General features: G+C 46.8%; 14 protein-coding genes. 8 read left to right on the top strand and 6 right to left on the bottom strand.

Features of this window, described 5'->3' with window-relative positions:
* Positions 1–120: 120 nt before the first annotated feature.
* Positions 121–639 carry an outer membrane beta-barrel protein gene (locus tag ESB13_RS00650; RefSeq protein ID WP_164974056.1) on the bottom strand — a complete coding sequence of 173 codons (519 nt, stop codon included), beginning with the start codon at positions 637–639 and terminating at the stop codon, positions 121–123.
* 69 nt (positions 640–708) lie between these two features.
* Here ESB13_RS00650 and ESB13_RS00645 point away from each other — a divergent pair, with 69 nt between their 5' ends.
* On the top strand, positions 709–1,119 hold the full coding sequence (locus ESB13_RS00645) for an RrF2 family transcriptional regulator (protein ID WP_129001119.1): 411 nt from the start codon (positions 709–711) through the stop codon (positions 1,117–1,119).
* On the opposite strand, the gene ESB13_RS00640 is transcribed toward ESB13_RS00645, so the two are convergent.
* Positions 1,116–2,081 (bottom strand): NAD-dependent epimerase/dehydratase family protein, encoded by a 966-nt coding sequence (locus tag ESB13_RS00640; RefSeq protein ID WP_129001118.1) that lies wholly within the window; start codon positions 2,079–2,081, stop codon positions 1,116–1,118. The two genes, ESB13_RS00645 and ESB13_RS00640, sit on opposite strands and share 4 nt — an antisense overlap.
* A gap of 111 nt (positions 2,082–2,192) precedes the next feature.
* Here ESB13_RS00640 and kdsA point away from each other — a divergent pair, with 111 nt between their 5' ends.
* Complete coding sequence (kdsA, locus tag ESB13_RS00635) at positions 2,193–3,017, top strand: 3-deoxy-8-phosphooctulonate synthase (protein WP_129001117.1); 825 nt, start codon at positions 2,193–2,195, stop codon at positions 3,015–3,017.
* Positions 3,018–3,051: 34 nt separating this feature from the next.
* Here the strand turns inward: kdsA and ESB13_RS00630 are convergent, their stop codons facing one another.
* Genes ESB13_RS00630 through ESB13_RS00620 form a run of 3 tightly spaced genes read right to left on the bottom strand, consistent with a single transcriptional unit; the run spans position 3,052 to position 5,315 of the window.
* Positions 3,052–4,077 (bottom strand): helix-turn-helix transcriptional regulator, encoded by a 1,026-nt coding sequence (locus ESB13_RS00630; RefSeq protein WP_129001116.1) that lies wholly within the window; start codon positions 4,075–4,077, stop codon positions 3,052–3,054.
* A 30-nt stretch (positions 4,078–4,107) separates the two neighbouring features.
* Positions 4,108–5,088: a helix-turn-helix domain-containing protein gene (locus ESB13_RS00625; RefSeq protein ID WP_129001115.1), complete on the bottom strand. Its 981-nt coding sequence runs from the start codon at positions 5,086–5,088 to the stop codon at positions 4,108–4,110.
* A gap of 5 nt (positions 5,089–5,093) precedes the next feature.
* The gene (locus tag ESB13_RS00620; RefSeq protein WP_129001114.1) at positions 5,094–5,315 is read right to left on the bottom strand and encodes a PspC domain-containing protein; all 222 of its coding nucleotides are present in this window, start codon (positions 5,313–5,315) and stop codon (positions 5,094–5,096) included.
* A gap of 164 nt (positions 5,316–5,479) precedes the next feature.
* Between ESB13_RS00620 and ESB13_RS00615 the strand changes: the two genes are divergently transcribed.
* Positions 5,480–7,750 carry an aconitate hydratase gene (locus ESB13_RS00615; protein ID WP_129001113.1) on the top strand — a complete coding sequence of 757 codons (2,271 nt, stop codon included), beginning with the start codon at positions 5,480–5,482 and terminating at the stop codon, positions 7,748–7,750.
* 72 nt (positions 7,751–7,822) lie between these two features.
* Complete coding sequence (locus tag ESB13_RS00610) at positions 7,823–8,872, top strand: flavin reductase family protein (protein ID WP_129001112.1); 1,050 nt, start codon at positions 7,823–7,825, stop codon at positions 8,870–8,872.
* Between the two features lie 234 nt (positions 8,873–9,106).
* On the opposite strand, the gene ESB13_RS00605 is transcribed toward ESB13_RS00610, so the two are convergent.
* Positions 9,107–9,463, bottom strand: coding sequence for a hypothetical protein (locus ESB13_RS00605; RefSeq protein WP_129001111.1), 357 nt, complete (start codon positions 9,461–9,463; stop codon positions 9,107–9,109).
* A 36-nt stretch (positions 9,464–9,499) separates the two neighbouring features.
* On the opposite strand from ESB13_RS00605, the gene ESB13_RS00600 reads away from it, so the two are divergent.
* From ESB13_RS00600 to ESB13_RS00585, 4 genes are read left to right on the top strand one after another with little or no spacing between them, the layout of a single operon-like run.
* Positions 9,500–10,165, top strand: coding sequence for a TetR/AcrR family transcriptional regulator (locus tag ESB13_RS00600; protein ID WP_129001110.1), 666 nt, complete (start codon positions 9,500–9,502; stop codon positions 10,163–10,165).
* Between the two features lie 26 nt (positions 10,166–10,191).
* On the top strand, positions 10,192–11,241 hold the full coding sequence (locus ESB13_RS00595; RefSeq protein ID WP_129001109.1) for an HlyD family secretion protein: 1,050 nt from the start codon (positions 10,192–10,194) through the stop codon (positions 11,239–11,241).
* A gap of 5 nt (positions 11,242–11,246) precedes the next feature.
* Positions 11,247–12,830 (top strand): DHA2 family efflux MFS transporter permease subunit, encoded by a 1,584-nt coding sequence (locus tag ESB13_RS00590; protein ID WP_129001108.1) that lies wholly within the window; start codon positions 11,247–11,249, stop codon positions 12,828–12,830.
* 11 nt (positions 12,831–12,841) lie between these two features.
* Positions 12,842–14,137, top strand: a complete 1,296-nt coding sequence (locus ESB13_RS00585) for a TolC family protein (RefSeq protein WP_129001107.1) — start codon at positions 12,842–12,844, stop codon at positions 14,135–14,137.
* The last annotated feature ends 6 nt before the right edge of the window (positions 14,138–14,143 follow it).

The raw sequence follows: 14,143 nt of genomic DNA, 5'->3' as shown, positions 1-14,143 counted from the left end.
TAAATATTTATCGATAATCGATAAATATTTATCATATTATTTTAACCACCCTGCACCTATATGCATAAAAAAAACGGTGCCGTAAGCCCCGTTTTCCTGGTTTATTTTACAAAAAGCCGATTATAGCCCGATAGAAAAACCTGCTTTAAACGCAAGCCAGCCTATCCAGTTCTGGCCACCTTCATTGAGGTTGATAGTATTGTAGTCTATGCCCAGGTTCAGTCCCGCAAGTTTTACACCAGCACCCGCGCCCAGGGTAAATTTGGATTTTGAACCATCGAAGCCTTCTGCTTTAGTTTGAGCAACACCCGCATCAACTTTGGCAAACAGGATACGGGAAAAAAGATACTGGCGGAAGCCGAATTTAATGGGGGTGGCTTTCAGGTTACTCACACCGCTTACAGTATTATTGAAAGAGTTGTAACCCACACTTCCGGTAAGGAAAGTTTTGCTGAGTAAACCAACACCTGCTCCCACTTCACCGCCGAAGCCATAATTGTAATTGGCATCGTTGAATTTGCCCGTAGGCTTATTGTACATACCATTGGCATATACAAACACCAGCCGTTGGGCTTTTGCAGTAGCGGAAAACAGAATTGTTCCGGCAAAGAGGAACATAATAACCATACGCATGTTCATAAAAATGTATTTTAGCATCCTCAAACCTAGCAAAAAAGCTGGTTTTAATTACTGAAATACGATTTATTTATGCTTTCGAAAAAAACGCAATACGCATTTAAGGCGCTGATGTACCTGGCGGAAAAAAAAGATGAGGGCCCAGTTCTGATTGCGGAAATATCAAAGAAAAAGAAGATACCTCTTAAATTCCTCGAGAATATTTTATTGGAACTGCGTAAAGGCGGAGTCCTTGATAGTAAAAAAGGAAAAGGGGGCGGCTATTTTTTTGCCGTGCCCCCTTCTACTGTTTATCTGGCTAAGATCATGCGTATGATGGAAGGGCCTATAGCGCTTCTCCCCTGCGTGAGCCTTAATTTCTACGAGCGATGTAAGAACTGCGATGAGTCGTTCTGCGGCCTCAACCGCGTTATGAGCGATGTCCGTGATGCATCGCTTGGCATACTCGAAAAAAGAACTGTTGCAGATATAGCGGGTATCTAACCCGCTTTCTGCACCTTAAGGTTCTTAAGCATGTCTTCCGTCATCCTGTCCAGATCGTATTCCGGTTTCCAGCTCCAGTCATTCGCCGCCACAGAGTCATCAATACTTTGCGGCCAGCTGTCTGCAATAACCTGCCTGTAGTCGGGTTTATATTTCATCTTGAATTCAGGTATATGTTTCCTGATGCTTTCAGCAATCTCCTTTGGAGAGAAACTGATAGCAGAAAGATTGTACGATGTACGCACAGACAGCTTTTCAGCCGGTGCTTCCATCAACTCGATAGTAGCCCTTATCGCGTCGGGCATATACATCATTGGCAGATAGGTATCTTCTTTCAGGAAACACTCATATTGCTTTTCATCAAGCGCATCGTGATATATCTCTACCGCATAATCGGTAGTACCGCCACCGGGCGCCGACTTATAGCTGATAAGACCGGGATAACGTAAGCTCCTTACGTCTACACCATACCTGTGGAAATAATAATTACACCAGAATTCACCCGCATATTTACTGATGCCATATACAGTGGTAGGTTCAATAATAGTTTGCTGCGGACAAAGCTGTTTGGGCGAAGTAGGTCCAAACACAGCGATGCTGCTGGGCCAGTACACTTTATGAATATTTTCTTCACGTGCAATATCGAGCACGTTAAGCAGGCTTTGCATGTTAAGGCTCCAGGCAAGGTTGGGATTCTTTTCACCTGTAGCGGAAAGGATGGCGGCAAGCAGGTAGATCTGGGTGATGTTCTGACGCAGCACCAGTACATGCAGCATTTCTTTGTTCATAACATCCAGGCTCACATAAGGGCCGCCGGATCCCTTCAGCAAATCGTTTTCTTCGCGGAGATCGGCCGCTATTACATTCGAAGCACCATAGATGTTGCGGAGAGCCAGCGTAAGCTCTACGCCAATTTGTCCACTGGCACCTATTACCAGAATTTTTTCTTTAGTAACTGACATAAGTATTTGACCATTTTGCAGGCAAAGAAAAGAAACTAGAACGATATGCAGCTACCGATTTTGCGACAAAGGAATGTACAACGTATATCTTAAATCGTCTATTTTTACAGTATGATACCTTCTTATTTACAAGAGCTGTGCAAGTCGCAGTCATATAATCCAGATAATTTTTTCTTAATAGCTGGCCCCTGTGTGGTTGAAAGCGAGTCGTTACTGGACGAAGTAGCGGGAACTGTATCGCGTATTTGCGCAAGGCTCGAAATACCTTATGTATTCAAAGCCAGTTACCGTAAAGCCAACCGCACCAGCGCCAGTTCGTTCACCGGTATTGGCGATGAAACGGCCCTGCAGCTGTTACAGAAAACAGGTCAGAAATACAACCTGCCTGTAACTTCCGATATACACGCTTACGATGAAGCCGCGCCCGCAGCGAAATATATAGATATTTTACAAATACCTGCATTTCTATGCCGCCAGACCGATCTGCTCGTGGCAGCAGCTGAAACCGGCAAGATCGTAAATGTAAAAAAAGGCCAGTTCCTCAGTGGCCCCTCCATGCAGTTTGCTGTAGACAAAATTAAAAAAGCAGGCAATAACAATATCCTGCTTACAGAAAGAGGAACCACCTTCGGCTACCAGGACCTGGTGGTCGACTACCGCAATATCCCCTGGATGCAGGCACATGGTGTTCCTGTAGTAATGGATTGTACGCACTCATTACAGCAACCCAATCAAACCAGTGGTGTTACAGGTGGTAATCCGCAGCTGATAGAAACCATAGCCAAAGCCGCTATAGCAACCGGTGCAGATGGATTGTTCATTGAAACCCATCCCAATCCTGCCGTAGCAAAAAGCGACGGAGCGAATATGTTACGTCTGGAACTGCTGGAACCTTTATTGGAAAAGCTGGTGAAGCTCAGAAAAGCGGTGATCTAAACCCCTCGGCAAACGAAAGACGAAGCAATACGCTTTAATCAATTCGTTCAATAGGTAATACCGCGTCCCTGACTGAAAATTCACTGGGCAATACGCCGAACTCCTTTTTAAAACTTACAGCAAAATGGCTGAGGTTACTATAACCTACCATAATGCCAACCTCCTTAATAGAATGCACGCCTTCCATCAAAAGCTGGCGTGCTTTTTTCATTCTATGACGCTGGTAGTATTCGTATATAGGAAGACCGTATAATAATTTGAAATCACGTTTGAGCTTGGTTGCACTCATAGCTGCCGACTTGGAAAGCAGCTCTATGGTAGGCGGAGGTACAGTATAATCCTTTACCAGCTTTGCTTCAACACGCATAAGCCTGTTCACCTCATCGGCGCTCAGCTTGCCGGTAAGCGGTCTTTCTTCGGTTTTACTCATCACCTGCAGGATAAACCTTTCAAGCAACAACATACACCGGTTGCTCATATAATTCGAAGGCAGAGGATGGTCTATCGAAGGACGCAGTAACATATCAAGCAATGCCCTGTAATCAGCATCGATAGGCTCTACCGCGCCTGTTTGCACCAGCCGGGAGAAATAGTTGCTCAGGAAAAGATCTGCCACATCGGGCTCCAGGAACTGAAGCAAATGTTTACGCTCAAAAATGAGCAGCAGTGAACGCACCTGCGTACCGGCAGGAATAAAGTTCTTGGATTCCATTTGCCCGTTATGCAACATCACATAACTATTGGTAAGCTCCGTTACAATACTGGTATTGCCGCGTGAAGTGATCTGCGCAATCTGCTCTTCCATCACCTCCGAAAACTGTAATACATAAAACGAATTGTAACCCGGAAGACGCTCCAGCATTATATCTGCGGCACAAAGCACATCGCTGATCAAAACAGATAATCCACCCTGCAGGTTCTGCGCACGCAGGTACCCCTGCCCATAACGTGCTGGTATCGCTATCATATTATCGCGCACAGGTGCCTGCATTTTGCTTGCCAGCAAATGCACGAGTTCGACGTAGTTGTCGCAATTATATTGAAGCATCAAGTTTGCCATACATACAGCAAGTATTAAGGCATTGCCCGGTTAAACAATAACATCCCTGCTCACCTCCGAAGGTAACTGAGCAAAGACTTTCTGGAATGCTTTTGCGAAACTGTTCATACTTTCATATCCGAGTGCTTTTGCAACCTCACGTACAGTATATTTTTTCGACACCAGCATGGCCTTTGCCTTCTGCATGCGGTGCTTCTGGAAGTACTGATAAATCGACATTCCATACATCTGCTTAAAGCCGTCCTTAAGTTTAGACTGACTCAACATTACCTTCCTTGCCAGGGCATCTATAGGTAATGCTTTCGTAAGGTCGTGCAGCAGGCATTCCTCTGCTTCTCGGATACGTTCTATTTCACCGGTGGTTATTTTGGGCGCTTGGGGGGACCCACTCAGTCGTTTCACAAGATTTGTAAAAAAGCGTTCTACCAGCAACATGATCCTGTTCTGCTGGTATAGCAGATGAAAACGTTCATCGCAATCGGGTGAAAGTACATGGTTAAGCAACAACTTATACTCATTGTCCATAGGCTCGTAATTAAACGACCCCGTTTTCAATGCCAGAAACTTGCGGACCTGCTCGCCGCAAGGTTCATTTTTCAGGAAATCGTTTAGCCACTCTTCACTGATCTGCACTTTTAAACTCCTGATATGAGCACCTTTTTTTTCAAAAAGAAGCCAGTCGAAATTCGTATTCGTAAGACACACCGCCGATTTAGGCGAAATCTCTAAACCATTCTCTTCTTCAAAAACCTCATCAAAACGCAGCACATAAAAATGCCGGTTATCTTTCTTCCGGTGAAAAATAGTATCCTGGTGCACACGGTAATCGCCCAAAACACACTTAAGCCCATTGGGCAACGCGAGCAGCTTCATATACCCCTCCCCATAATACGCCGGTAACTCAAGTATTTCATTGCTGTATTTCGTCTTAAACACACGGGAATAATACCGCAGCAGTTCATCATAATCGGAATGATTATATTCAATCTTCAGTGCACTTTCAGGATTCACGACGCTTAAAGGTATTTCAGAGGGTTCCGCCTGGCCGACAAAATGTAATTCTTCATATTCAGCCAGAAAGCCATCACCATATACACCACTATCGGCGACCCCATAGTTAGAAAGGTTACATAAATGAACCACATCCTTATACGCGAACTGGCAATCCCCAGTTTTGAGCCAATGGCTGAACATACACCAAATGCCTGCCATTCGATGAACTGTCTCAACTTATTCATAATTGCAATATAAAAAACTCCCCAGACATTTTAATGAAAAAAATGCAAATAAAGCGTCAGAAAGACACAATGCAGATTGTACTTTCAATTTTTACTGAAATCATGACCCTTTTTGCCGTAAATTTGCACTACTTTTTTAAAGCTCACCATAAACGTTAACAGAAATGGCATTTGACATTGAAATGATCAGGAGCGTGTATGCAGCGTTACCTGCCAAGGTAGAAGCCGCGCGCAAAGCATTAGGCCGACCATTAACTCTAGCAGAAAAAATCTTATTTGCACACCTGCATGGCGACCAGTCGTTACAGAATTTTGAACGCGGAAAAAGCTATGTAGACTTTGCTCCTGACCGTGTGGCCATGCAGGACGCCACAGCTCAAATGGCCCTGTTGCAGTTTATGCAGGCTGGTCGCCCCAAAGTGGCGGTGCCAAGTACCGTTCACTGCGATCACCTTATCACAGCAAAAAATGACGCTGTTACCGACCTCGCTATGGCAAACGCAGAAAGCAAAGAAGTATACGACTTCCTAGCCTCTGTTTCTAACAAATATGGCATTGGTTTCTGGAAACCAGGCGCTGGTATCATTCACCAGGTGGTTCTCGAAAACTATGCATTCCCCGGAGGTATGATGATTGGTACCGACTCCCACACCGTAAACGCAGGTGGATTGGGTATGATCGCTATCGGCGTAGGTGGTGCAGACGCCTGCGACGTAATGGCAGGCCTCCCATGGGAACTTAAATGGCCTAAGCTCATTGGCGTGAAATTAACCGGTAAACTCAATGGATGGACCGCCCCTAAAGACGTGATCCTCAAAGTGGCAGGTATCCTTACCGTAAAAGGTGGTACAGGCGCTATCGTCGAATACTTTGGCGAAGGCGCTACCAGCATGAGCTGTACAGGTAAAGGTACCATCTGTAACATGGGTGCCGAAATTGGTGCAACAACATCAACTTTTGGCTACGACGACAGCATGAGCCGCTACCTCAAATCTACAGGCCGTGCCGATGTTGCCGAAGCTGCCGACGCAGTAAAAGCACACCTCAATGCCGATCCCGAAGTATATGCCGATCCTGAAAAATATTTCGACCAGTTGATTGAAATCAACCTCGACGAACTGGAACCACACTTGAACGGACCTTTCACCCCCGATTTGGCTACTCCTATCTCTAAAATGAAGGAAGCAGCAATCGCCAACGGATGGCCAACCAAAGTGGAAGTAGGTTTAATTGGTAGCTGTACCAACTCATCTTACGAAGATATCAGCCGCGCAGTAAGCCTGGCAAAACAAGTAGCTGAGAAAAACCTGAAAACAAAAGCAGAATTCACCATCACTCCTGGCTCTGAGCAGGTACGATATACCATCGAAAGAGATGGATTCCTGAAAGTATTCGACCAGATCGGTGCTACTGTATTCGCCAACGCCTGCGGACCTTGTATCGGTATGTGGGAACGCGTAGGAGCTGAAAAACAAGAGAAAAATACGATTGTACACTCCTTCAACCGCAACTTCGCAAAACGCGCCGACGGTAACCCCAACACTTTCGCATTCGTAGCCAGCCCCGAACTGGTTACAGCGCTGGCCATTGCAGGTGACCTTACCTTCAACCCGCTGACCGATACACTCGTAAACGAAAAAGGCGAAGAAGTGAAACTCGACGCACCAAGCGGCGACGAATTACCGGTAAAAGGCTTCGCTGTAGAAGATGCTGGTTACCAGGCCCCTGCACAAGACGGCAGCGGTGTTCAGGTGATCGTATCCCCTACCTCTAAACGCCTGCAGTTACTCGATCCTTTCGCAGCATGGGAAGGCACCGACCTCAAAGGCCTCAAACTGCTCGTGAAAGCAAAAGGTAAATGTACTACCGACCATATCTCTATGGCCGGCCCATGGTTGAAATTCCGCGGTCACCTCGATAATATCTCCAACAACATGCTGATTGGCGCTGTTAACTATTACAACGACAAAACAGATAATGTTAAGAACCAACTCACAGGCGAATACGGCCCTGTACCTGCCACACAACGTGCTTACAAAGCAGCAGGAATAGGCAGTATCGTGGTGGGCGATGAAAACTATGGCGAAGGCAGCTCACGCGAACACGCCGCCATGGAACCCCGTCACCTTGGCGTTCGCGCTATCCTCGTAAAATCTTTTGCAAGGATCCACGAAACAAACCTGAAAAAACAAGGTATGCTGGCATTGACATTCGAAGACAAGAATGACTACGACAAGATCCAGGAAGATGATGTTGTCGACATCCTTGGCCTCAACGGCTTTGCTCCCGGTCAGCCGCTGACCATCGTATTACACCATGCCGATGGTTCTTCCGATACCATTCAGGTAAACCATACCTATAACCAACAACAGATCGAGTGGTTTAAGGCAGGTGGAGCACTCAACATCATCAGGAAACAGGTAGCAGCCAACTAAGACTATTTTTGTTTTAGAATAATAACAACGACCGGGGCTGTAAAAGGCCCCGGTTTTTATTTAAGGGAATCAATGGAACAGGATGCATTTTTCAAGCAGGTACGGATCACACATATAAAGTGGGAAACCAAAGACGCCGCCAGCTTTGAGCTGGAGCCACTTGATGGCTGGCAGCCCGTTTACGAAGCCGGCCAGTTCATTACACTGGTATTTACACATCATGGAAAAGAAGAACGCCGCTCCTACTCTTTTTCATCCGCACCTGCCTTAAATGAGCCGATGCGTATTACAATAAAACGCGTGGCAAACGGCGCCTACTCCCGCTATTTACTCGACCACGCACGTGAAGGCGACATCCTGGTAAGCTCCGGTATCGGCGGCTTCTTTCATCTGCCGCATCCTCCACAGGCAACTGAAGTCCGGCAACTGTTTTTCCTGGCTGCCGGCAGCGGTATCACTCCGGTATATGCGCTCATTAAAACAGCCCTGCATACCACCACCCTTCCCATAATACTGGTTTATAGTAACCGCAGCGCCGGAGACACGATATTCCTGGAACAACTGCAGCAACTGCAACAGCAACATCCCGGGCGTTTTTATGTAGAATACCTCTATAGCAACACCCTCAACGTATATACCAGCCGCTTAAGCAACTGGCTGTTATTACATCTGTTGAAAAAACACAGTAAATTTCCCGGCGAACAATGCCTCTTCTACACCTGCGGCCCTTTCGAATACATGCGTACCATAGCCATCACCCTGCTCACTGAAGGTGTGCCCGCCGCTAATATCCGGAAAGAAGATTTCAGCAGTTTTAAACCCGCCGGAAAGCCCGTTCCACCCGATACGCAGCCACACCAGGTAACCATTCACATGGGCCGGGCAACCTACCAGTTCTCTGTCCGGTATCCCAACAATATCCTTGCTGCCGCCAAAGCCCTCGGCATAAACCTCCCCTACAGCTGTGAAGCCGGAAGATGTGGCAGCTGCACCGCTACCTGCGAACAAGGCAGCATCTGGATGGCCTGCAACGAGGTGTTAATGGACGATGAAATTGCAAAAGGAAGAGTACTTACCTGCCAGGGCTACCCCATCGGCGGCGATGCAACCCTCCGCTTTTAAACACAACATTGCGCTTTTAATTGCACGCCTATGCGCTTAATAGCCATTTTCCGCAACTAACACCCAAAAACGCCTGCATACAGCGCCAGAACTGCACATCTGTTGAATAAGCCTACCTGCATCCTGGCCTACAACGTTATAGCCCGGAGCCGGTATAAAGCCCACCCACAATAAAACCTAATAAAATCTCATGACGAAGCCACAATAACGCCGTAACCAAACCACTGTAGCGCCTTAATCCCCGATAAGGCCAAAATGAAACCCAAGGTAAAGCCGCAATAGAGCCACAATGAAGCCCAAGGTAAAGCCGCAATAGAGCCGCAATAAAGCTACTATAACCGCATCTGCATCGCACATGTATCGCACTTGCATCGCACTTGTATCGCACTTACCCCGTCCCGTATCCCCACGCTCCCTATCTCCTGCACCTCGGAATAACAACCAGCTTTGCCTCCCCACGCCCCCTGCTTCCGCCGCTAAACCACCCTTGAACCAGTCCCCATCCATCATCCTCTCGACCAATCCTGCCCCAAAACCGACGAATTCCGGCCCGCTACCGACTAAAACAATATTCTTTACTTTAAATTTCAATTAAACGTTTGTTTGAAATCAAACAAACGTTTAACTTTGTACTACCAAATCCATTCGATAGTAGATATGAGCACAGATAAGAAAGAACACATAATTAATACGGCAATTGAACTATTTGCCGTCAAAGGTTTTGAAGGAACCTCGATAAGAGAAATTGCGGCGGCGGCACAGGTGAACCTGGCGATGATCAATTATTATTTTGGCTCAAAAGAGAAATTGTTCGAAAGTATTGTAGAATATAAAGCAAGCCATTCAAGAGGCGCATTGGAAGAAGTGGCAGCAGACACGTCACTAACGCAGATGCAGAAAATAGAAGTCATCATCCAGCGCCATGTCGACAGGTTATTTGCCAACAGGCATTTTCACAGGGTTATATTCCAGGAAATGGTCATGACCTCCCGCTCAGCCTTGCAGGAATCGATTATTTGTAAGATCATTTACCCCAACAATCAGATCATTACTCAGATTATCCAGTCCGGCATCGACAGCGGAGAATTCAACAGGAATGCAGACCCGCAATTATGTACGGTAACTATCATTGGCACCATCAACCAGATCATGTCATCCAAACGTTTCTGCAATAAAATGCTCAACAGGGATGATGACGAAACCTATGTACCCTATGAAGATGACGCTTTTAAGCAACGATTTACCAACCATATGATAAGCATTATGCAAAACCACCTTCTAAAACAATCCTAAGTATATACAATCATTATTGACTTTTTATGGACAATCAAGTAACCCAGGAGAAAAAGAAAAAATCTCTGATACGCACTGTTGTGGTTAGTATTGTAGTAATAGTAGCCGCCTTCTTCGGCTTCAAAAAAATCTCTTACGCCATCAACCACGAAACTACCGACAATGCCCAGGTAGAAACACAGATCACGCCTGTGCTCCCAAGAGTCGCAGGTTATGTAAAAACAATTTCTGTAAACGACTACGACAGCGTTAAAACCGGCCAACTGCTGGTAGAACTGGATGACGCCGAACTACAGACGCAGTTATTACAAATGGAAGCCGACCTGAAAGCATCCGAGGCCGACATCGAAAATGCAAAAGCATCATTGCACAGCACCGTTGTGTCGCTCGATGTAAACCGTGGCGGCATCAGCTTAAGCAAAGTAAAAGCGCAGCAGGCGCTTGAAGATTACAACCGCAACAAAAACCTCTTTGCCGACCAGGCCATCACCAAAAAGCAATTGGACGACAGTCGCTTTGCCTACGAACAGGCTAAACAGCAGGAGCTCAACAGCAATAGCGATCTGGGATCCGCTCAAAGCCGCATTTCCGTAATGCAGGCCGCCATCAAAAAAACAGAAGCAGCCCTCGACGCCAAAAAAGCAGCGATAGAACAGCAGAAACTCAAGATCTCCTATACCAAAGTATATGCCCCGCAGGCAGGTAAAATAGGCAAGAGAAATGTAACACTCGGACAATTTGTTCAGGCAGGCACACCGCTGTTCTCTATCGTAAACGATACTACCTACTGGATCATAGCAAACTTCAAGGAAACACAGATCAAAAAATTCCATGAAGGCATGCACGTTGAGCTGGAACTCGATGCCTTCCCCAACGAGAAAATAGAAGGTACTATCGCCAGCTTAAGTGAAGCTACCGGCGCCCGTTTTTCGCTTTTGCCTCCGGATAACGCCAGCGGTAACTTCGTAAAAGTTACACAACGTGTGCCCGTTAAAATTGCGATCAGCGACATCGAAAAACATAAGAACATACTGCGCGCCGGCTTAAGCGTTGACGTTAGCGTTCCCATAAACTAAATAACATGGCAGCAAAAGGTTTTGCCAAATTTATAATAGTACTCACTACTGTTACTGCAGCAGTCATGGAGCTGATAGACACGTCTATCGTCAACGTGGCGCTGAGCGATATGGCAGGAAGCCTTGGGGTAAGCATTGAAGATATCAGCTGGGTGATCACCTCCTATGCTATCGCCAATGTGATCATTATCCCCCTTACCGGCTTCCTCGCAGAGTACTTCGGACGTAAGCGGTATTACCTCGCGTCCATGATCATCTTTACACTGGCTTCCTATATGTGCGGAGAATCCTCTTCACTGATGGAAATCATCATCTGGCGTTTTGTACAAGGTATTGGAGGTGGCGCTTTGCTTTCTACCTCGCAGGCCATACTATTCGATGCATTTGAGCCCAAAGACCGCCCTATTGCATCAGGCCTGTTTGGTATGGGGCTCGTGTTGGGTCCCACACTCGGCCCAACCCTCGGCGGTTACCTGATAGAACATACCAGCTGGCCAATGATCTTCATGATCAACGTGCCCATAGGTGTCATAGCCACAATGCTTACCTACACCTTTATTGAAAAGAAACCCAATGAAGGAAAGAATAAAAAGAACATCCATATCGATTACAACGGTATTCTGCTGCTGGCCGCAGGTATCGGCTGTTTACAGTTTGTACTGGAGCGCGGTGAGTCGGAAGACTGGTTCAGCAGCGATGTCATAAAGGTCACCGCAGTGGTTGCGGTAGTCGCACTCATAGGATTTATCATCTATGAACTACGGATCAAAAATCCTGCAGTCAACCTGAGAGTACTGGGTAATCGAAACCTCGCCTTTACCACCATCTTCACGTTCGTCGTCGGACTGGGGCTCTTCACATCGGTATTCGTGTACCCGGTCCTGGCGCAACGGGTGTTGGGTTATACGGCCTATGAAACCGGTGTGGCGCTATTGCCCCCTACACTAATAGGCGTACTCATGATGCCCATCATAGGTAAGTCCATGGCCAAAGGGGTGCCTGCAATACCATTTGTAGTGGTAGGCTTGCTGCTCTTTGCCGCTTACTCCTGGACAACGGCATTACTCAGTCCCGATGTAGGTAAATGGGCGTTCTTCTTCCCACTGGCGCTGCGGGCCTTTGGTATCTCTATGGTACAGCTGCCTCTGATCAATCAGGCCGTGGCCGGATTACAGCCCAAAGACTACCCGGCCGGTATCGCGCTTAATAACATGATCCGTCAGCTGGGAGGCGCCTTTGGTATAGCACTCGCCAATAACTATATAGCACACCGTTATGCCCAGCACCGTACCGACCTGGTAGCAAATGTAGCCGATGGCGCACCACTCTTCACGGAACGTACCAACAGCATCGCGCAGGGCCTCATCGGTAAAACAGGCGCCGATATACAAAGTGCTACCCATACCGCCCATGCCATGATCAGCGGAATGATAGATAAACAGGCTTACTACCTCTCCTATCTCGACACGTTCCGCCTGATAGCCTTGTTTTTCGTGATCGTGATTCCCCTCGTAGTTTTCTTAAAAAGTAAAAAGAAATCCGCAGAGGAAGAAGCTGCTGCCGCAGCCGCCATTTCAGAAGCCCATTAATTATACTTAAAATGAAGAAGAAACTATTTATATCATTCATCCTGTTTTCAGGTATCACCGGCGCTGCCTACAGCCAGGTGCAAACCAATACAGAGCTGAAAACACTGATCAACCAGTCGTTCAGTTACTTCCCAACACTAAAGGAAGCCGACAACTCCATTGTTGCCGCTGAGCAACGTGTGCAGCTGGCCGAATTAAAGGTGCCGGAAGTAAACGGCAACGCATCGTACAACTATATCCGTCCCAAGATCACCCTGCCGCTTGAAGTAGACAACAAAGTGCAGGAATTTCAGTTTGCACCTGTACACAGCGGTAATGTTGCGATAAATGCAGAATACGCCCTCTTCGATTTTGGCCGCCTGAAACGTAATGTAGAAAGGGCTAAAACAGATGTGCAGTTCGCAAAAGACAACGCAGCCTACGCCCGTACACAACTGGCCTACCAGGTAGCTGCTATCTATTATAATATTGTTTATTTCCAGAAAGCATTGAATATACAGGACAGTGTGCTCGATTATCTGAACGAAAACAAACGTGTAATAGAAAGTAAATTGAAGAACGGTGATGCCATTAAAATAGACCTCCTGAACATCCAGGCCAATATCGATGCAGAACAAAACCGCTCTATCGACCTGCGCAGTCAGCTCCGGAAACAGCTAAACCTGCTTGCCTATACAACAGGCAGCCAGGATGCCAGCGGCAAAGCATTCGACTTTGACCTGGCATTAAGAGACGCCGCCTCGGCATTAAGCGAAGCACAGGCATCCAACCTCGATTTCATGCTGGCCAAAGACAGGATAGCACAAGCTACCGGCGATGTAGAAGTAGCCAAACTTGGCGACCGCCCATCAGTGAACCTCAATGCCGCAGCCGGCTACAAGAATGGCTATGTTCCCAACGTAACCGAACTGCGCTTCAACTATATAGCGGGTGTAAGCCTCAAAGTGCCTATTTACAACGGCAGCCGCACCAAAAAACAGGTGACATTGGCCGAAACAGCTGTTAAACAAAATGAGCTGGCTATAGAAAGCCTCAATAATACCTATAAAAAAGATATAGAACAGGCACTGACAGATATCTCCACCAATCTGAGTAGTATAAAAAATACACGCAGCCAGATCGAACAAACACGCGCAGCACAGCAAATAGCTGCCAGCCGCTTTTTAAACGGAGCAGGAACAAACCTGGATATCACAACCGCCAGCAGCAACTATCAGCGCGCGCTGTTAACCGCTTTACAATACGAATACCATTTATGCCTGGCTAAGGTGGAACTCGCCAGGCTAATGGGTTACAAATACTGGTAATTTTTT

It is taken from the genome of Filimonas effusa (genome assembly GCF_004118675.1).
GTDB classification, from domain to species: Bacteria; Bacteroidota; Bacteroidia; order Chitinophagales; family Chitinophagaceae; genus Filimonas; species Filimonas effusa.
Note: the sequence above shows the minus strand (reverse complement) of the source record. Positions and strands in the feature narration are given on the sequence as shown.

What these genes read in the sequence shown, in the direction of transcription:
- ESB13_RS00650 (WP_164974056.1), bottom strand. Translation starts at nt 639, where the DNA reads ATGAACATGCGTATGGTTATTATGTTCCTCTTTGCCGGAACAATTCTG.
- ESB13_RS00645 (WP_129001119.1), top strand. Translation starts at nt 709, where the DNA reads ATGCTTTCGAAAAAAACGCAATACGCATTTAAGGCGCTGATGTACCTG.
- ESB13_RS00640 (WP_129001118.1), bottom strand. Translation starts at nt 2,081, where the DNA reads ATGTCAGTTACTAAAGAAAAAATTCTGGTAATAGGTGCCAGTGGACAA.
- kdsA (WP_129001117.1), top strand. Translation starts at nt 2,193, where the DNA reads ATGATACCTTCTTATTTACAAGAGCTGTGCAAGTCGCAGTCATATAAT.
- ESB13_RS00630 (WP_129001116.1), bottom strand. Translation starts at nt 4,077, where the DNA reads ATGGCAAACTTGATGCTTCAATATAATTGCGACAACTACGTCGAACTC.
- ESB13_RS00620 (WP_129001114.1), bottom strand. Translation starts at nt 5,315, where the DNA reads ATGAATAAGTTGAGACAGTTCATCGAATGGCAGGCATTTGGTGTATGT.
- ESB13_RS00615 (WP_129001113.1), top strand. Translation starts at nt 5,480, where the DNA reads ATGGCATTTGACATTGAAATGATCAGGAGCGTGTATGCAGCGTTACCT.
- ESB13_RS00610 (WP_129001112.1), top strand. Translation starts at nt 7,823, where the DNA reads ATGGAACAGGATGCATTTTTCAAGCAGGTACGGATCACACATATAAAG.
- ESB13_RS00595 (WP_129001109.1), top strand. Translation starts at nt 10,192, where the DNA reads ATGGACAATCAAGTAACCCAGGAGAAAAAGAAAAAATCTCTGATACGC.
- ESB13_RS00590 (WP_129001108.1), top strand. Translation starts at nt 11,247, where the DNA reads ATGGCAGCAAAAGGTTTTGCCAAATTTATAATAGTACTCACTACTGTT.
- ESB13_RS00585 (WP_129001107.1), top strand. Translation starts at nt 12,842, where the DNA reads ATGAAGAAGAAACTATTTATATCATTCATCCTGTTTTCAGGTATCACC.